The organism is Pseudonocardia sp. CA-142604, from assembly GCF_050948475.1.
Lineage (GTDB): Bacteria > Actinomycetota > Actinomycetes > Mycobacteriales > Pseudonocardiaceae > Pseudonocardia > Pseudonocardia alaniniphila.
This window is the reverse complement of sequence record NZ_CP192045.1, coordinates 153,899-170,371: the sequence shown is the minus strand read 5'-3', so window position 1 is coordinate 170,371 and position 16,473 is coordinate 153,899. Positions and strand designations below refer to the sequence as shown.

Sequence of the window (16,473 nt, the reverse complement as noted above, 5' to 3'; positions counted from 1 at the left end):
TTGCAACCGGTCCCTTGTGCCCCGTATCGCGCGGGTTGCAGGATGGCGGCCGGAGGAACCCATGCCCCGTCCGGAGAGTGCAGTACGGCCCGGTGAGGACCCACGCGAGCGGGCCAGGGTGCTCGGCCGGGTACGGGATGCCGCCCTGAGCGGGGCCGCTCCCCCGGTCTCCCCACGGCCGGTGATCAGCGCATCGTGGCGGCGGGTGCGCGACGCCGGGCTCGACCCACGCGGGTCGGCCGAGCAACCGCTGCTCGACCAGGCCGACCTCGAGCAGCGCCGAGCGGCCAGCGGTCTCGCGCCCCTCCTTCCGTTGTTGCGCGCCCGGCTGCTCCCGGTGGCCGAGGCAGCCGCCCAGATCATGGTCGTGGTCGACGCCGAGGGGCACGTGCTGTGGCGAGAAGGCGGAGCCGCCGTCCGGCGCCGGGCCGACGACCTCCGGTTCGTCGAGGGCTCGGCGTGGGACGAGAACACCGTCGGCACCAACGCGATCGGCACGAGCCTGGTGGTCGAGGAACCGCTGCACGTCTACGCCGGGGAGCACTGGTCGGAGGGCCACCAGCCATGGACCTGCGCGGCAGCGCCCCTGCACGACCCGATCACCGACCGCCTGCTGGGTGCGGTCGACCTGAGCGGGCCAGCCCACACCGTCCACGCCAGCACGGTGGCACTCGTCGACGCCGTCGCCCGGCTCGTCGAACTGGAGCTACGGCTCACGCACGAGCGGGCGGTCGAGCGGCTGCGGGTGGTGGCGGCCCCGGTGCTCGCTCGGCTGTCCGGCCCTGCGCTGGTGGTGAGCCAGGACGGCATCCCCGCTGCGGCGGTCGATCTCCCCGTTCCGGCCAGGGTGGCGATGCCCGACGCACTGGCGGCGGGCGAGGTGTGGCTGCCGGGGCTCGGGCTCTGCAGCGCCGAACCGCTGCCGGGGGGATGGCTGCTTCGCCCCCGGACGGCGGGCGCGGACGGTCCCACCCATCTGCTGGTCGACCTCGCGAGCGTGCCACCTCAGATCCACGTGACCACCGCCAGCGGCTCCTGGCAGCAGACGCTGACCCCGCGCCATGCCGAGGTGCTCCGGGCGCTGGCCCGCAGCCCGGAGGGTCGCTCGGCCGCGCAGCTCGCCGAGGACCTCTTCGGCGAGGGCGGCAGCCGCGTCACCGTGCGCGCCGAGATGTCACGGCTGCGCCGGACGCTCGGCCCGCTGCTGCAGCACCGGCCGTACCGCATCGCCGCAGGGGTGCGCGTCGAGCTGCGGGAGCCGGCGGCGGGAGTCATCCACTCCTCGTGACGTCCGGCGCGACAGGAGCGCGCAGCAGTCGGGGCAAGGCCACGGCGATCAGCACGCCGAGGGCCGCCACCAGCGGAATCGCGCCGACGGCCCATGCCGCGTACACGCCGAAGGTGGCGATGTCGGTGCCGATGCCGGCCACCGAGGTGACCGTGGCACGCGACCGGCTCTCGATCCGCTCCTGCAGGCGTGCGTCCACCACCACGAGAACGCACCGGTACGCGCCGTAGAACGCGGCCAGCGCCGCGATCCCCGCCGGATGGTCGACGAGCCCGGCCGCTCCGAACAGGAGCATCGCAGCGCCGAGCACCACGGCGAGCGACACGGGGCCCAGCAGGCCTGCCCGCCCTGCGAGGGCGGCCCCCACCACCCCGGCCAGCACGATCGGCAGGTCGGCCACCGGGACGAAGGCCGTGGGCACCCCCCAGCCGACGACGATGAGCGGGAAGTACTCCTCCACCGCGTCGAAGGCTGCCAGCACGGCCGTGGCCACCACGACGGCACGGACACCGGGCCGGTTCGCGGCGACGACGAGACCGGCGCGCAGCGTCGCGAGATAGCTCAGCTCGTCCTCGTCCTCGTCGGTGCCGCTCCCACGCGGGGGCTCCGGCAAGCGCGACGCCATCACGGCCGCGGCCAGGCAGACGCCGACGCTCACCCACCCGACCAGCGGAAACCCGCCCACGGCGTACAGCACGGCGGCGGCGAGCGCTGCCGGGACCTGCGCGATCAGCTCCGCTGCGGAGACCCAGCCGTTGACCCGGGCGTACTGCTCCTCGGCTCCTGCGGCGACCAGCCCGTCGTAGAGCAGTGCCTCCTGTGCACCGGACACGAGCACGCCGCCGAGGCCCCAGAGGACGAACCCGAGCGCGAACCCGGCGAAGCTCGGCAACAGAACCCAGGCGCCATAGCCGCAGGCCTGCAGGACCCCAGCGGCAACCAGGCAGGCGCGCCGCGAGAAGCGGTCGGCGAGCGCACCGGACGGGACCTCGGCGACGACCCCGACGGCGGACCAGATCGCGAACAGCGCGGAGATCTCGGCGGCGGACAGGCCGCTGTCGGCGAACAGCAGCGCGTAGAGGGGGTAGAGCGGGATGACATCGGCCAACAGCGCCCACCCGAGCATGCGTCGGGCGAGGGGGCGGGCCGGGGGCGGCAAGGTGCGTCAACCGGGCATAACACCCAAGCTAACGGACCCCCGTCCCCTCGGCCCAACGCTTTTCGACGGGCGGTCGCGACATGGACACGTATCGCCGTCGCGCGCGCCCCGCATTCCGCGTCATGTGTCCACGAGACTGCCCGCGGGGCGGGCCAGCTCCCGTCCCAGGTGCGCCGGCGCCAGTCGGCCCCTGCGGATCAGCCTGCGGAGGTCGGTAGCGTTCTGGTAGCTGAGCTGGAGATGGAAGTAGTTGACGTATTCGGCCACGGCGAAGAGCCACACCGCCGCGGCGAACCACTGCGGAAAACCTCCACCGGTCACGATGTCGGCGACGACCACGACCAGCGTGACACCGAGCACGACGATCAGCCCCACGCGAGCAATGGCGAATGCGCGCAGGTTCGGGGTGCGCGCGAGACCCCGGCTCGCCTTGGCGGCGCGGGCGAACCAATAGCAGGCCCCGACGACGAGCGCCGCGTCGACCGCGACCCAGGCCGCGACGGCGCCCGCCGTCGGGCCGGTCACCCGTAGGAACACCGCGGGCAGCAGCACGGCGCACAAGAGCTCCACCGCACCCTGGACCCGCAACCGTCGTGCCATCGCTTCGCCTGCCACCTGCCAAGCATCTACTGCGCCACCCGGACATCTCGCTACGCCACCCAACAACTGCCTAAGTCGGTCAGATGGGATCATTCGGAGACGATCCTCGACCACCACGAGGCCTCGATGAGCCCGACGGGGCGGGCGAAACGCCAGGCCGACCGCTGAAGGAGCGCATGATGGGCACGATCAAGGTGCACGAGTTCACCACCCTCGACGGGGTGATCGACACACCGACCTGGACCTTCGGCTACGAGTTCACCGCCGGGATGAGCGACGCCCTCGGCACCGTCACGGGTTCGTGCACGGCCATCCTGCTCGGTCGCACCACCTACGAGATGTTCGCCCCGGCCTGGTCCTCCCGCACCGTGGAGGACGACCCCGGCGCCCCGTTCTTCAACGACACCCCCAAGTACGTCGTCTCCTCCACCTTGGAGCAGGCCGACTGGAACAACTCGAGCGTGCTCGGCGGCTACGACGCCGAAGCCATCCGCAAGTTCAAGGATGGCGTGGACGGCGGGATCTACATCAGCGGTAGCGCCACCCTCGTCCGGGCCCTGATCGCCGACGGCCTGGTCGACGAACTCCACCTGTTCGTCTACCCGGTCGCACTCGGCACGGGCCTGCGACTGTTCCCCGAGGGCACACCGAAGACGACGATGACCCTTGTCGGGAGCCAGGCCTTCGACAACGGAGTGGTGCAGTTGACCTACGGCCCGGGCACCTCGGACTGAACCGATCGTCCCGCGTCACGGGTAGGACAACGCCCCCGGAACCCCGTCAGGTTTCGGGGGCGTTTGTCGCTCGTCGAACTCCCGGGCTTGCGCAGGCTCGTGCAGGCCGGCAAGTTGGCCATCCGGGGCGGCGTACTCACCCTGTCCAGCGGAAAGATCGACCTGCTCGCCTGAAGAATTGCCGGCGTGACGGCGAAAGCGACGGAACGCTCGTACGCACCACTGACCGATGCCCACCTTGCACGTCTGTCGGTGATCGCCGACGAGGACCACCGCCACTTCACCCGGAGGCAGGGTCGTCCGGAGTACTCGGCACGCCGGCTCTGCGTGGCGCTCGCGCAGGGAGCTGCACTCCACCGCCTCGATGGCACAACGGGCGTCAAGGACATCGACGTGTGGACGTTCTACGCGGCGATCCCGGGCGAACCGTTCACGTTCGGCCAGCGCAAGCGGCACGTCGACTTCGGGGTGTCGGAGCACGGCCGGAACTCCTACCCCGACCACTTCGAGCACCGCCAGTTGCCGCGATGGTCACGGTTCGCCGGGCGACGAGTCGATCTCATGATCCGAAGCCTTCCCGTCCTTCCCGGGGCATCCTCCGACGCGATCGTCGATGCGCTTCGCCGGTGGCTGACCGCCGGCGCGCAGCGGCGCCGGGCCGACCCGGACGAGCGGATGCCGTCGAACTGGTGGCTCGCACAGAAGGCCGTCGTGCTGATCGATCCCATCACGGATCGCGGGCGGGTCATCTGGCCGGCAGGGCCCACGCCTCCAGATCATGCTTGCACCGGCTTGCTTGGCTGAGCTAATTTCTGTTCGTGCAAGCAAGGACGTTCACCGGGTCGGGCAGGCGAGCCCAAATCGTGACGGCGGCGATCGAGGTGATCGCCGAGGTCGGCTACGCCAAGGCGTCGTTCAGCCGGATCGCGAAGCACGCGGGCCTGTCGAGCACCGGCATGATCAGCTACCACTTCGCGGGCAAGGACGACCTGCTCACGGCGTGTGTCGCCGAGATCGAGCAGGTCACCGGGGCGTTCATGCAGCCGCGCATCGACGCCGCCGACGGCCACGTCGCGCAGCTGCGCACCTACGTCGAGTCGAACCTCGCGCTCGTGGGCGAGCACCCCGCGGCAGTCCGGGCGCTGATCGACATCGTGAAGAACGCCGCCTCCCAGAGCCCCGCCGTCAACGGCCGTCTCGCCGTGTTCGAGGAGCACTTCCGCGCCGGGCAGGCGGCGGGCGTCTTTCGCCCCTTCGACGTGCGGACCGTGGCCATCGCCCTCATCACCGGCCTCGACGCGGTCGTCGTCACCGCGGCCGACACAGCGCCTGAACCCACCGAGCTCGCCCGCCTGGGGCGCGAGCTCGCCGATCTGTACGTGCGGGCGACCGCACTCGATCCCGAGGGGGGATCCGCTTGATGATCGACGAGAAGACCGTGCCCGACGCGGGCCTACGCCGGGTGATCCGCGCCAACGTGATGACCGTCGTGTTCGAGGTGGTCGTGCCGATGGCGCTGTTCTACGGTCTGCGCGCCGCGGGCGTGAGCCAGTGGTGGGCGCTGATGGCCGGCGTCCTCGTGGCCGCGCCCTATGTGGTCTTGACCATCGTCCGCAACCGCCGGGTCGATCTCCCCGCCCTGGTCACGTTGAGCGTCCTGGTGCTCTCCGTCGTGCTCGGCCTGCTGTCGGACGACCCACGCACCCTCGCGATCCGGGAGGGGTGGACCGCCGCGCTGGGCGGCCTTTTCGGCGTGTGGATGCTGGTCACGGTCGTCGTCGGCAGGCCCGCCCAGCTGACGTTGGGCCGCACGATCGCCGAGATCAAGCGCGGCGCCGAGGGTGCGGCCGCGTGGGCGGCCCGCTGGGAGACCGATGCCCGGTTCCGGCGCGGGCTGCGCATCAACACGGCCGTCTGGGGCGCCGTGTTGCTGGCCAACGCCGTGGCGCACGTCGTGCTCGTCTACACGCTGCCCATCGACCTCATCTCCCTGGTCACCACCGTGGTGTGGCTCGCCGCGCTGGCGTGCCTGATCACCTGGCACGTCTGGTACCTCCGTAAGGAACACCTCGACGCCTGACGTCCTGGTGGCGGGCGGCGGACCGACCGGCCTGCCGGCCGCGGCGTGCTCGTGGCGCGTCACTGCCTGTGGGCCGGGCCGACCGCGTCGAAGCCCGTGACGGCCCGGAGCCCCAGCTCGTCCGCCCCGACGGCTACGTGGCGTGGGCAGGCGGACCGGGCCTGGACGCGGCGCTGAGCCGATGGTTCGGCCCCGAACTGCCGTCAGCGCGTGGAGCGATCGTCGGCGTCGGGAAGCCCGGACCGGCCGAGCCCGTCGGGAACCCCGGCCGGTCCTCGACCGGAGAGCAGGTCGGCAGCGCGCTCCGCGATGGCGTAGACCGTGGCGTTGGTGTTGGCGGAGACGATCGAGGGCATCACCGAGGCGTCGGCGACGCGGAGCCCGACGATGCCGTGCACCCTGAGGTCAGGGGCGACGACCGCACCGTCGTCGATCCCGATCCGGCACGTCCCCACACCGTGGAAATACGTCAGCAGGTTCGTGCGGAGGAAGCTACGCATGCCGCGCTCGTCCCGGACCGAAGGATCGGGTAGCACCTCCTCGCCCCGCCAAGGATCCAGCGCGGGAGCCCGGCCGATCTCGCGGGCGATCTCCAGCCCCGCGATCATGACGTCCATGTCTCGCTCGTCCGTGAGATAAGCGGGGTCCACAAGAGGGACGCCGGTGGGAACGGCGCAGTTCAGCCGAACCGTCCCCCTGCTGTGAGGAAGCATGGCCGAGAACCCGATCGAGTAACCGTTCTCGGGCCCGACGAGCACCGGGGCGTGGTGCGGGATCACCGTGAAGAGAAGCTGCAGGTCGGGAACGTCGGCGGCCGAGCTGCTGCGCACCAGGCCGATCGCCTCTGCGTGGTTGTACCGCCCCGGGGGCATCGGCCGCGGCGCGCTGTGGACGACAGTCGATATCGGGTGGTCGTGCAGGTTCGAGCCGACACCCTGAAGGTCCAGCGTCACGGCGATGCCGGCCTCACGGAGGTGGGCCCCCGGGCCGATCCCGGAGAGCAACAACAGCTGCGGCGACCCGACGACGCCCGCCGTGAGCACGACCTCCTCCGAGCAGGCAGCTCTGAGGACCTCGTTTCCGATCGTGTACTCCACGCCGGTGCAGCGACCCCGTTCGACGGTCAGCCGACGGGCCGTCGCCCCTGTCACCACGTCGAGGTTCGTTCGGTGAAGCGCAGGCGCCAAGTACGCGTCCGCAGCACTCTGCCGGGCTCCGTCGACGATGTTCAGATCGGCAAGCCCCACGCCCTCGGTCACGCCGGCACTGACGTCCCTCACGCGCGGAAGGCCGCGTTCAACCGCCCCGTCCAGGAGCGCCACTGTCACCGGATGTGGCTCGTTCGCCGGAGCGACCGTCAACGGTCCACCTCGCCCCCGCAGTCCCGGGGCGCGACCCGTGGTGTTCTCGATGCCCATTGCGTAAGGGAGCAGGTCGAGGAAGCCCCACCCCTTCGCACCGTTCTCGACCCAGGCGTCATAGCTGGAGGGGTGGCCGCGAGTGAAGACCATGCCGTTGATGGCCGAGGACCCTCCGAGACCGCGCCCGCGCGGCCACGGCATCGGAGCCCCGGTGGCCGCGAGCTCAACGGTGCCGGTACCCCAGTCCATCGACGAACTTAGCAGACTGAGCCATTCATGCGGTACAGCGGCACGGTCAAGACCCGGGCCGCCTGCCTCCAGCAGGAGAACACGGACGTTCTCGTCCTCCGACAGCCGGGCCGCGATGACGCACCCCGCGCTACCTCCACCCACGATGACGAAATCGTGAGTCGATGTCCGAGCAGCCAATCCTTTCAACCTTTCGAATTACAAAAGTATGAAATCACGCGAACTACGGCTTTTCGCCGGTGACTTTTGGCGGTACTCACAGAGCGCGCAGGCGGCGTGCTCGATCGGCGATTGCTCGTTGCGAGACATCCGCTCCGCGCGCCAGCACATCGAACGCATGCATGCATCCCGGACGCAGGTGAAGCTCCGTCGGAACGCCGGCATCCGAGAGCTTCCTGGCGAATTCCACGTCCTCGTCGCGGAAGATGTCGAGACCACCGACGTCGATGTAGGTGTCGGGAAGACCGGTGAGATCAGTGGCCCGCGCCGGCGCTGCGTATTGCGAGACCGCATCGGTGCCCGCGACGTTGCCGAGCAGAGCGCTCCAGCCGGTGATGTTGTCGTCGTAAGTCCAGGTGAGAAACGGCAACAGCAGCGGATCCGGCGTGGTCGTCCGGTCGTCGAGCATCGGATGGATCAGAATCTGCTGCGCCACGCGGGGTCCGCCGCGGTCGCGCGCCAGTAGGCAGACGGCAGCCGCGAGGTTGCCGCCTGCGCTGTCGCCCATCACCCCGATCCGTTTCGGGTCCACCCCGAGCGTCTGCGCATGCTCGGCGAGCCAGTTCAGCGCCGCATAGCAATCCTCGACAGGCGTCGGGAACGGGTGCTCGGGCGCGATCCGATAGTCGACGACCAGCATCGGCACGCCCGACGTCGCGACGTAGTTCCGCACCATGAGGTCGAACAGTTCACCGACGTGCTCGAGGCCCAGGATCATTCCGCCGCCGTGCAGGTAGAGCGCGGCGCTGCCGGGGTGTTCCGCTGCGGGCGGGTAGTACCAGTCGAGCGCGAGTGTCGCGCCGTCATCGACGACGAGCTCATGGCGTTCGACGCCGACCGCTTCCGCCGGAGTCCAGTGCTCGGTGACGTAGGCGAACACCTGGCGGGCGTAGCGCCGGCAGCCGTCGACGTCGCCGGCGGCCGGAGGCTCGGATCCGCTGATCGTCTCGAGCAACGGGGCGAGCTCGGCGAGCACCTGAGGGTCGGGTGAGACACGCGTGAAGCTTCCGTAGATGAAGAATTCCGGGGACTCTCGCACCCACCCGCGCCAGCCGAGCGCGGCAAGCTCGGCCTCGAGTTCGTGCGGCACGAAGAAGTTCTTGACGACCGTGTAGCGGCGTCCGTCGTTCATGACGCGGGTTTCGATCTCGTCGGCACCGCTCTGCCGGTGATCGCTCGTGCTGATTCCGCCATCGGGATGCAGGCTATTGTCGATGAAGAAGATCGAGCCGCCGGGCGCCAGCGCATCGGCCAGCATCTTCCAGAAACCGAGCCACTGCGCACGCGGAATGTGCGAGATCCAGAATCCGAAGAAGATGAAGTCGTAACGTTCGCTCGGCCGCCACGAAAAGATATCGGCCTCGAGATAGGTCACGTTGGGCGCATTCACCCGTGCCCGCGCGATGGCCATCGGCTCCTCAGCGGCGTCGAGAGCGAGCAGCTGTTCGACCCGCGGCGCCAGATGCCGCGTCCACAGGCCCGTGCCGCAGGCGATCTCCAGTGCGTTGCCGCGCGGGCCGGCGGCAACCAGCGTCGCTTCCGCGTCGGCCACCTCGCGAAACCACGCAGCATTGCGCTCGACGCCCTGGTCGTAGCGGTTCCTGCGGAACCACCATTCGTCGTACTCGTCGGTGCGGGCGCGGTAATAGCCGATCTGGTCGGCGACGATATCGTCCATGACACTCAGGGGTCCTCTGCCAGCGCAGGTTTACAGTCGGAAGTAACTCGCCGAGATCACCTCACCGGTGGGCCACCACGGCGAACATCGTGACCGAGGCGTGGAACTCGCCTCGGCTCTGAGCGTCCGCCAGCCCGGCGAGGAACTGTTGCCGTTGCTCTGCCGTGATCTCGCCATGAGCGACGGCCAGGTCGATCAACGCCAGCAGCCCGGCGTTCAGGAACATGTCGTACGGCAGGAACATCGTGCGCGCCTCGTGGCCGGTGACCGTCAAGCTCGCTCCTGCCAGCCAGCTTCGCAGCTTCCGGCCCGCCAGCGGCTCTCGGGTATGGAGGCTGCCCGCCAGCATGGACTCCACGGCCCGCAGCACCTCGGGGTCGCCCGGGTACAAGGTCGCGCTGGACCAGTCGCTGTCGATCAACACCACTCGCCCGCCCGGCCGCAGCACTCGCGCGATCTCGGCGACGGCATGCTCGGGCCGGTCCAAGAACTGGAACACCCGTTCACACAGCACCGCGTCGACCGACCCGTCCGCGAACGGGGCCGCATAGACGTCTCCGTGCACGAACCGGGCCGCCGAGTCGGCGCGCCGCGCTCGGTCCTCCGCCACGGCCAACAGTCCCGCGTTCACGTCGAGACCGATCGCCTCTCCGTCCGGACCGACGGCAGCCGCCAGCCGCTGGACCGAGGGGCCCGTACCGCTGCCGACCTCCACCGCACGTTGCCCGGGGCGCACCGCCAAAGCCTCATGCGCCCAGTCCCGTAATTCGCTCACGGCCGACATCGCCGCCTGCCGATCGAGCAACTCGACGAGGTATGAAACCTCCTTTTCGTCGACCCGATCCGACTGGAACGATCGAACCCTCAGTTCTCCATCCGACACACCACAGAAGTTACTTCACGGGATCCCGGCAGCTGACGACGTGAGCATTGTCACCGTGGATCCACCTCCGCTTCGACCTTCCACAAAAGAGACAGACTGCAACTGCAGGTCGCCGGAATCATCATTCCCCATGGTCTGCGAGGCCTCCTGATGTGTCGCCGCGTCACGAGCCTCGAACTGCCCCTCACCGACCGGCAATAACCCTTGGGAGTTATTTATTCAGCTCCCGGGGCACCCTTTTGCGATTGGTGGTGCGGCGCATTGAGGTATGGGTAGCCTCGGCCCATGTCGCAAGCACAAACACCGCTCGTCCGTCTGAACAGCGGCGTCGAGATCCCGCAGATCGGGTTCGGCTCCTGGCCGGTCGAGTCGGCCGTCGTCGTGCGCGACGCGATCGAGGCCGGATACCGGCACATCGACACAGCCGCGGCCTACGGCAACGAGGAGGGCGTGGGTCAGGCCGTCCGCGAGTGCGGGCTGCCGCGCGCAGAGCTGTTCGTCACCACGAAGCTGGCCGACGACCGTCACGGCTATGACAAGGCGATCGCCGCACTCGACGAAAGCCTGCAGCGGCTCGGCCTCGACCAGGTCGACCTCTACCTGATCCACTGGCCGCGCCCGCGGGCGGAACGCATTGTGGAGACCTGGAGGGCTTTCGAGAAGATCGCCTCGGACGGCAAGGCACGCGCGATCGGCGTCTCCAACTTCCGGATCTCCGACCTCGAGCGCCTCGCGGCGGAGACCGACACGCTGCCCGCGCTGAACCAGATCGAGCTGCACCCGTGGCTCCCACAGCGTGAGCTGCGCGCCTACCTCCGGGAGCACGCGATCGCGACCCAGGCCTGGAGCCCGCTTGCCAAGGGCGGCGAGCTGCTCGCGGACCCGACGATCGCCGGGCTCGCGGAGAGGCACGGCAAGTCGCCGGCGCAGATCGTGCTGGCCTGGCATCTCCGGCTCGGCAACATCGTGATCCCCAAGTCGGTGACGCCGTCGCGCATCAGGGAGAACATCGACATCTTCGACATCCGGCTGTCCGACGAGGACATGGCCGCGATCGCAAACCTCGAGAACGGTCGCCGCACCGGCCTCGACCCCGACGTCTTCCCCTGACCGCTCCTCACGCCGCAGGTTCAGCGGCCACCAATACTCGGAACTCGGCAGCCGTCATCACGTGCGCCGTGGTGCGCGCAAGTATTGCAAGTGTCGTGCGGTGGATATCGTCGGCTGACAGGGCACCCTGGCCGACCTCGAGGTAGTCGACCGTTCCCGTCACGTCAGCGAGGAATGCCACGCGATAGTTGTGGAACATCGCATCTCGTGCCGTCGCGTGACAGCAGCACTCGGTGGTCGTCCCGGAAATCACGACGGTGTCGATACCCCACTCGCGCAGTATCAGGTCGAGATCGGTGGCGAAAAATGCACTGTAGCGATGCTTCTTGATCACATGCTCACCCTCGGCCGGCGCGAGGCCAGGGAAGATCTCGGCACCCGGGCTTCCGTCCACCAGCGCGGCGCGCTCGGCGATCTCTGGGATGAGATCGTCGTACATGCCCATGTCCGAGCCGTCACTGCGGTGGACATGCGCGGTGTAGATGACCTTGATACCGGTGGTGCGGCAGAAATCCAAGGTGTCGGACAGCCTCCCGACCATCGCCGAGGCCTGCTTGACTTGCATGGACGCCCCTTCGGCGACGAAATCGTTCTGCATGTCCAGAACAATCATCGCGGTGCGGGACGGGTCGATCCTGTCGATCGCGTACGGCATGACATCTCCCGATCTCCTGGGACTGCAAGGTCGCTCTCAGGGCGCGGGAAAGTCGCGGTATCCCAGCGGCGCGCCGACCCTGCGGCAGTCGACAAACATGGCCTGTTGCCGAATCTGCCAGCACGGGTTCACGATCGGAAGATGACGAAGGTCATAAGTGGATCCAGCCGATGCCGAGCACGGCAGCACGTGATTGCGAATGCACCCCGACTCGGTTGTGGCACATCAATTCCGTATTGCTGCTGTCACTCAGCTCGACCGTCAACCTGGGGGTTGTCGCCACGCTGGTCACACAGCACGACGCGCCCGTGACACGAACCTGGTGCCGGGACGTGACGGAGGAGCGTCAGAGTGGGTTGAGGCGGGTCTTGAGCAGGCAGAACTCGTTGCCTTCGGGGTCGGTCAGGACATGCCACTGCTCCTCCCCCGTCTGACCGATGTCGGCCGGGCGCGCACCGAGCTCCAGAAGGCGTTCGAGTTCAGCGTCCTGATCGCGGTCGGTGGGGTTGACGTCGATGTGCAGCCGGGATTTTCCCTGCTCCGGCTCATCCCTGCGACTGAGGAAGATCGTCGGCTGCGGACCGCCGATCCCTTCACGCGGCCCGATCTCCACCGAGCCGTCGTCCTCGCGATCGAGCACGACGAAGTCCAGGACCTCGCACCAGAACCGGGCCAGCACCTCAGGGTCGCGGCAACCGAGCACGAGCTCACCGATACGACATGCCATCGGCGAAACCTACCCCCGGCCTGGGAACTGCCCGGGAAAGCTCCCGACGCCCGGGAACACCCGGCTTCCACGATCGTCGCCACACCGCTGTATCGCTGCTGCCGGCACACGTGGTGCGGGGGATCGCCGGGGTAACCCCGTGACCTGGCGGAAGCGGAGGGATTTGAACCCCCGGACCCTTGCGGGTCTCTCGCTTTCAAGGCGAGTGCATTCGGCCGCTCTGCCACGCTTCCGGAGAGAGCGTAGCCCGCTGCCGGCACCGCATTGCAGCTCCACCCGAGTCGCGCAACGACCTGGATCGTGAACGGAGGGTGACAGGCGCCCGACCGAGCAGGCGCACCCCCCATCAGGTGTGATGGGATCGGCGCCCGAGCACGGGAGGCTGCGATGCGGTTCGACGAGAACGCTGATCTCGACACCTCGAACATCGACGACCTGAGGGGCGGCGGTGGTGGCGGGGGCGTCGGCGGTCGGGTCGCGGTCGGGGGCGGCGGCCTCGGCATCATCGGGCTGATCCTGTACTTCCTTCTGTCCTCCCTCGGCGGGGGTGGCAGCGGGGGCGGTGGCGGGCTGGGGCTTCCGTCGGGGCTGGGCAGCCTCCCGCAGGGTCAGACGGCCGACACGTCCCAGGCCGCCTCGAGCTGCCGGTCGGGCGCCCAGGCCAACACGGAGCTGGACTGCGAGGTCGTGGCCGTCGTCAACTCGCTCGACGGCTTCTGGAGCGACACGTTCGCCCGGTCCAACATCAGCTTCCAGCCTCCGCGCACCAACTTCTTCAGTGGTTCGGTCAGAACCGGGTGCGGTGGCGCCACCTCCGATGTCGGCCCGTTCTACTGCCCCACCGACAACGAGATCTACATCGACCTCTCGTTCTTCCGCGAGCTGGAGACGCGCTTCGGTGCCGAAGGCGGCCCGTTCGCGCGGGCGTACGTGATCGCCCACGAGTACGGCCACCACGTCCAGGCGCTCCTGGGCACGAACCAGCGTGTGCGGGCGGGGGACGCGGGTCCGACCTCGGGCTCGGTGCGCCTGGAGCTGCAGGCCGACTGCTACGCCGGCGTGTGGGCCAACCACGCGACGTCGGTGCCGACGGCATCCGGACGCCCGCTCATCACCGACGTCACGCAGGAGGACGTCTCCGCCGCGCTCGACACCGCCGCCCGGATCGGCGACGACTACATCCAGAGCCAGCTCGGGGGCGGGCGCGTGGACCGGAGCCAGTTCACCCACGGCACCTCCGCCCAGCGCGAGCGCTGGTACGCAACCGGCTACCAGACCGGCGACCCGAGCCGGTGCGACACGTTCGCCCGAGGCGTCAACCTCGGCTGAATCCCGCAGTGATCGGTTCGAGATCCGCCTGATCGCCCCTCCGAGGGCGGAAAGCCGGATCTCGCGAGGGTGGGCTTCCGTCCAGCAGAACTGACGTGGCTCCGCCGGTCCGCTGATCCGTAGCGTTCGAGCGGACCTGCGACGGCGCAGCGGACGAGAGGACCACCCATGACCTCGACGACGGACCGTGCCCAGGAGCTGAAGGACCCGGGCTCGACGTCCGGCCTCCCGGCCTCCGACGAGTTCTCGATCTTCACCGGTGAGGCGGTGCATTCGCTGCGCGACATGCTCACCGAGGTCACTTTCACCCCAGGCCCCGGCGAGGAGTTCGCCGCGACGTCCATGTTCAACGGACTGCGGTCGCTCGTCCCGTTCTGCCACGCGGGGTCCGAGGGGTTCAGCATCGTGCGCGTCTACCTGGCGCCGAACTACATCCTCCCGGCGCACACGCACGACAGTGACTGCCTCTACTACGTGCTCCAGGGCCAGGCCATCCTCGGCAAGCGCGTGATCGAGCCGGGTGGCGGCTTCTTCGTCCCCGCCGGCAAGGCGTACGGCTACACGGCGGGCTCCGAGGGCGCCGAGGTGCTCGAGTTCCGGCACGCCACCACCACGGACTTCCACGAGACCGAGCGCAGCCCCGCCCGCTGGCAGAAGATCCTCGAGAACGCCGAGCGGAACGACGGCTGGAAGGACGCCGACCTGCCCTACTGAGCGGCGACGCCGAGGAGCGGGCGGCACGCGTCGACCCCCTCGACCCGCAGGGTCCAGGGCGGCCGCACGAACTGCTCGGACGTGACGAGCAGCCGAACGTCCTCCGTGGCCCGCCCGCGACGCACGATCGGCTCGGTGCCGTCAGGGCGATAGCCGAGCCGTTCCGAGACCCGCATCGACGCCGTGTTCTCCCGGAACGCCGAGGACCGGGCGCGCACGGCGCCGAGGTGGTCGAAGGCGAACGCCAGCACGGCGGCGCGCATCTCGGTGCCGATACCGCGGCGCTGGTGGCGCAGGCCGACCCAGGAGCCGGTGACGACCTCGCGCAGGATCCCGAAGTTCGCGCCTTTCAGCCCCTGCATGCCGACCACGCGCCCGTCGAGGCGGACGAGGAAGTTGACCGTCCACTTCTCGGGGGCCAGCTGCGCCCGCTCGGACCAGTAGTACTGCATCGTCTGGTGGCCGATGTTGTCGGTCCACGGGACGAGGAACGGCATCTCCTCGGGCGGGTGCACCCCTCGTTCCGCCTCCGCGACGAGCTCGAGCAGACCCTCGTCGTCGTCGGGACGCAGCACCAGCCGCGGGGTCCGCAAGGTCAGGTGGCGCAGCGGCCAGGGCTCCGGCGTCATGGCGGCACCCTGCCGGATCTGCACGGGTGAACTCGACCGAATAGTTTCGAGGCCATGCATGCGATCACGGTCAGTGCCCCGGGTGGTCCGGAAGTCCTCCAGTGGACCGAGGTCCCCGACCCCGTAGCGGGCCCCGGGGAGGTCGTCATCGACGTCGTGGCCAGCGCGGTCAACCGCGCCGACCTGCTGCAGCGTCAGGGCCACTACCCGCCGCCCCCCGGTGCGTCGGACATCATCGGGCTGGAGTGCTCGGGGCGGATCGCGCAGATCGGCGACGGCGTCGAGGGATGGCAGGTCGGCGACGAGGTGTGCGCGCTGCTCGCAGGCGGCGGCTACGCGGAGAAGGTGGCGGTGCCGGCGGCTCAGCTCCTGCCGGTGCCCTCCGGTGTCGACATCGTGACGGCAGCCGGCCTCCCCGAGGTGGCGTGCACGGTCTGGTCGAACATCGTGGGTGCGGGCCGGCTGAGCGCAGGCGAGACGTTCCTCGTGCAGGGCGGCAGCAGCGGGATCGGGACGCACGCGATCCAGGTGGCGAAGGCGCTCGGTGCGCGGGTCGCGGCCACGGCGGGGGCGCCCGACCGGCTGGAGCGCTGCCGTGAGCTCGGTGCCGACATCGTCATCGACTACCACGACGACATCCCCGCCGAGCTGAAGAAGGCCACCGACGGCTACGGCGCCGACGTCATCCTCGACAACATGGGCGCCAAGGGCCTGGCCGCCAACATCGACGCCCTCGCCCCCGACGGGCGACTGCTGATCATCGGCCTGCAGGGCGGCGCGAAGGGCGAGCTCAACCTCAGCAAGCTGCTGGTCAAGCGGGCCAGCGTCACGGCGATGGGGCTGCGCGGCCGCCCGGTGGACGGCCCCAACGGCAAGGGCGCGGTCGTCGCGGGTGTGCGGGAGCAGGTGTGGCCGATGATCGAGCAGGGGAAGGTGCGCCCGATCACGCACGGCAGCGTCCCGATGCCGGACGCCGGGAAGGCTCACGCGCAGCTGGAGGCCGGAGGTGTGGTCGGGAAGTTGCTGCTGGTGACGCCGGGCAACGACTGACGGTCGAG

General features: G+C 69.4%; 17 protein-coding genes, 1 tRNA gene and 1 pseudogene. 10 read left to right on the top strand and 9 right to left on the bottom strand.

Annotated elements, in window-relative coordinates:
- Positions 1-61 precede the first annotated feature (61 nt).
- The gene (locus ACQPZQ_RS00830; protein ID WP_433290973.1) at positions 62-1,288 is read left to right on the top strand and encodes a GAF domain-containing protein; all 1,227 of its coding nucleotides are present in this window, start codon (positions 62-64) and stop codon (positions 1,286-1,288) included.
- On the opposite strand, the gene ACQPZQ_RS00825 is transcribed toward ACQPZQ_RS00830, so the two are convergent.
- Both ACQPZQ_RS00825 and ACQPZQ_RS00820 read right to left on the bottom strand, forming a co-directional pair.
- Complete coding sequence (locus ACQPZQ_RS00825; RefSeq protein ID WP_433290971.1) at positions 1,272-2,396, bottom strand: MFS transporter; 1,125 nt, start codon at positions 2,394-2,396, stop codon at positions 1,272-1,274. The genes ACQPZQ_RS00830 and ACQPZQ_RS00825 overlap by 17 nt on opposite strands.
- Positions 2,397-2,567: 171 nt before the next feature.
- Complete coding sequence (locus ACQPZQ_RS00820) at positions 2,568-3,062, bottom strand: hypothetical protein (RefSeq protein ID WP_433290969.1); 495 nt, start codon at positions 3,060-3,062, stop codon at positions 2,568-2,570.
- A 161-nt stretch (positions 3,063-3,223) separates the two neighbouring features.
- Between ACQPZQ_RS00820 and ACQPZQ_RS00815 the strand changes: the two genes are divergently transcribed.
- The 5 genes and pseudogenes from ACQPZQ_RS00815 to ACQPZQ_RS00795 all read left to right on the top strand — a co-directional run.
- On the top strand, positions 3,224-3,781 hold the full coding sequence (locus ACQPZQ_RS00815) for a dihydrofolate reductase family protein (RefSeq protein ID WP_433290967.1): 558 nt from the start codon (positions 3,224-3,226) through the stop codon (positions 3,779-3,781).
- Positions 3,782-3,967: 186 nt separating this feature from the next.
- Positions 3,968-4,585, top strand: coding sequence for a hypothetical protein (locus tag ACQPZQ_RS00810; RefSeq protein WP_433290965.1), 618 nt, complete (start codon positions 3,968-3,970; stop codon positions 4,583-4,585).
- Between the two features lie 14 nt (positions 4,586-4,599).
- The gene (locus tag ACQPZQ_RS00805; protein ID WP_433290963.1) at positions 4,600-5,202 is read left to right on the top strand and encodes a TetR/AcrR family transcriptional regulator; all 603 of its coding nucleotides are present in this window, start codon (positions 4,600-4,602) and stop codon (positions 5,200-5,202) included.
- Entirely contained in the window at positions 5,199-5,861 is a 663-nt protein-coding gene (locus ACQPZQ_RS00800; RefSeq protein WP_433290961.1) for a VC0807 family protein, read from the top strand. Before ACQPZQ_RS00805 ends, ACQPZQ_RS00800 begins: the two co-directional genes overlap by 4 nt.
- 68 nt (positions 5,862-5,929) lie before the next feature.
- Positions 5,930-6,004: pseudogene (locus tag ACQPZQ_RS00795) on the top strand (hypothetical protein); the annotation flags it as partial.
- 60 nt (positions 6,005-6,064) lie between these two features.
- Here the strand turns inward: ACQPZQ_RS00795 and ACQPZQ_RS00790 are convergent.
- The 3 genes from ACQPZQ_RS00790 to ACQPZQ_RS00780 form a co-directional block, all read right to left on the bottom strand.
- Positions 6,065-7,615 (bottom strand): GMC family oxidoreductase, encoded by a 1,551-nt coding sequence (locus ACQPZQ_RS00790; RefSeq protein ID WP_433290959.1) that lies wholly within the window; start codon positions 7,613-7,615, stop codon positions 6,065-6,067.
- A gap of 112 nt (positions 7,616-7,727) precedes the next feature.
- On the bottom strand, positions 7,728-9,368 hold the full coding sequence (locus tag ACQPZQ_RS00785; RefSeq protein WP_433290957.1) for an alpha/beta hydrolase fold domain-containing protein: 1,641 nt from the start codon (positions 9,366-9,368) through the stop codon (positions 7,728-7,730).
- Positions 9,369-9,429: 61 nt separating this feature from the next.
- Positions 9,430-10,251: a methyltransferase domain-containing protein gene (locus tag ACQPZQ_RS00780; RefSeq protein WP_433290955.1), complete on the bottom strand. Its 822-nt coding sequence runs from the start codon at positions 10,249-10,251 to the stop codon at positions 9,430-9,432.
- A gap of 285 nt (positions 10,252-10,536) precedes the next feature.
- Here ACQPZQ_RS00780 and ACQPZQ_RS00775 point away from each other — a divergent pair, with 285 nt between their 5' ends.
- Positions 10,537-11,361, top strand: coding sequence for an aldo/keto reductase (locus tag ACQPZQ_RS00775; RefSeq protein ID WP_433290953.1), 825 nt, complete (start codon positions 10,537-10,539; stop codon positions 11,359-11,361).
- A gap of 7 nt (positions 11,362-11,368) precedes the next feature.
- Here the strand turns inward: ACQPZQ_RS00775 and ACQPZQ_RS00770 are convergent, their stop codons facing one another.
- The 3 genes from ACQPZQ_RS00770 to ACQPZQ_RS00760 form a co-directional block, all read right to left on the bottom strand.
- Positions 11,369-12,016: a cysteine hydrolase family protein gene (locus tag ACQPZQ_RS00770; RefSeq protein ID WP_433290951.1), complete on the bottom strand. Its 648-nt coding sequence runs from the start codon at positions 12,014-12,016 to the stop codon at positions 11,369-11,371.
- 346 nt (positions 12,017-12,362) lie between these two features.
- Positions 12,363-12,743: a VOC family protein gene (locus tag ACQPZQ_RS00765; RefSeq protein ID WP_433290949.1), complete on the bottom strand. Its 381-nt coding sequence runs from the start codon at positions 12,741-12,743 to the stop codon at positions 12,363-12,365.
- Between the two features lie 145 nt (positions 12,744-12,888).
- Positions 12,889-12,976 (bottom strand) — tRNA-Ser (locus tag ACQPZQ_RS00760).
- A 154-nt stretch (positions 12,977-13,130) separates the two neighbouring features.
- Here ACQPZQ_RS00760 and ypfJ point away from each other — a divergent pair.
- Both ypfJ and ACQPZQ_RS00750 read left to right on the top strand, forming a co-directional pair.
- Positions 13,131-14,072, top strand: coding sequence for a KPN_02809 family neutral zinc metallopeptidase (ypfJ, locus tag ACQPZQ_RS00755; protein WP_433290947.1), 942 nt, complete (start codon positions 13,131-13,133; stop codon positions 14,070-14,072).
- A gap of 168 nt (positions 14,073-14,240) precedes the next feature.
- Positions 14,241-14,786: a cupin domain-containing protein gene (locus ACQPZQ_RS00750; RefSeq protein WP_433290945.1), complete on the top strand. Its 546-nt coding sequence runs from the start codon at positions 14,241-14,243 to the stop codon at positions 14,784-14,786.
- Here the strand turns inward: ACQPZQ_RS00750 and ACQPZQ_RS00745 are convergent.
- On the bottom strand, positions 14,780-15,415 hold the full coding sequence (locus ACQPZQ_RS00745; protein ID WP_433290943.1) for a GNAT family N-acetyltransferase: 636 nt from the start codon (positions 15,413-15,415) through the stop codon (positions 14,780-14,782). The two genes, ACQPZQ_RS00750 and ACQPZQ_RS00745, sit on opposite strands and share 7 nt — an antisense overlap.
- Before the next feature lie 54 nt (positions 15,416-15,469).
- On the opposite strand from ACQPZQ_RS00745, the gene ACQPZQ_RS00740 reads away from it, so the two are divergent.
- On the top strand, positions 15,470-16,465 hold the full coding sequence (locus tag ACQPZQ_RS00740) for an NAD(P)H-quinone oxidoreductase (protein WP_433290941.1): 996 nt from the start codon (positions 15,470-15,472) through the stop codon (positions 16,463-16,465).
- The last annotated feature ends 8 nt before the right edge of the window (positions 16,466-16,473 follow it).

Coding starts and splice junctions, on each gene's coding strand:
- ACQPZQ_RS00830 (WP_433290973.1), top strand. CDS start 62: ATGCCCCGTCCGGAGAGTGCAGTACGGCCCGGTGAGGACCCACGCGAG.
- ACQPZQ_RS00815 (WP_433290967.1), top strand. CDS start 3,224: ATGATGGGCACGATCAAGGTGCACGAGTTCACCACCCTCGACGGGGTG.
- ACQPZQ_RS00785 (WP_433290957.1), bottom strand. CDS start 9,368: ATGGACGATATCGTCGCCGACCAGATCGGCTATTACCGCGCCCGCACC.
- ACQPZQ_RS00775 (WP_433290953.1), top strand. CDS start 10,537: ATGTCGCAAGCACAAACACCGCTCGTCCGTCTGAACAGCGGCGTCGAG.
- ACQPZQ_RS00770 (WP_433290951.1), bottom strand. CDS start 12,016: ATGCCGTACGCGATCGACAGGATCGACCCGTCCCGCACCGCGATGATT.
- ACQPZQ_RS00765 (WP_433290949.1), bottom strand. CDS start 12,743: ATGGCATGTCGTATCGGTGAGCTCGTGCTCGGTTGCCGCGACCCTGAG.
- ypfJ (WP_433290947.1), top strand. CDS start 13,131: ATGCGGTTCGACGAGAACGCTGATCTCGACACCTCGAACATCGACGAC.
- ACQPZQ_RS00750 (WP_433290945.1), top strand. CDS start 14,241: ATGACCTCGACGACGGACCGTGCCCAGGAGCTGAAGGACCCGGGCTCG.
- ACQPZQ_RS00745 (WP_433290943.1), bottom strand. CDS start 15,415: ATGACGCCGGAGCCCTGGCCGCTGCGCCACCTGACCTTGCGGACCCCG.
- ACQPZQ_RS00740 (WP_433290941.1), top strand. CDS start 15,470: ATGCATGCGATCACGGTCAGTGCCCCGGGTGGTCCGGAAGTCCTCCAG.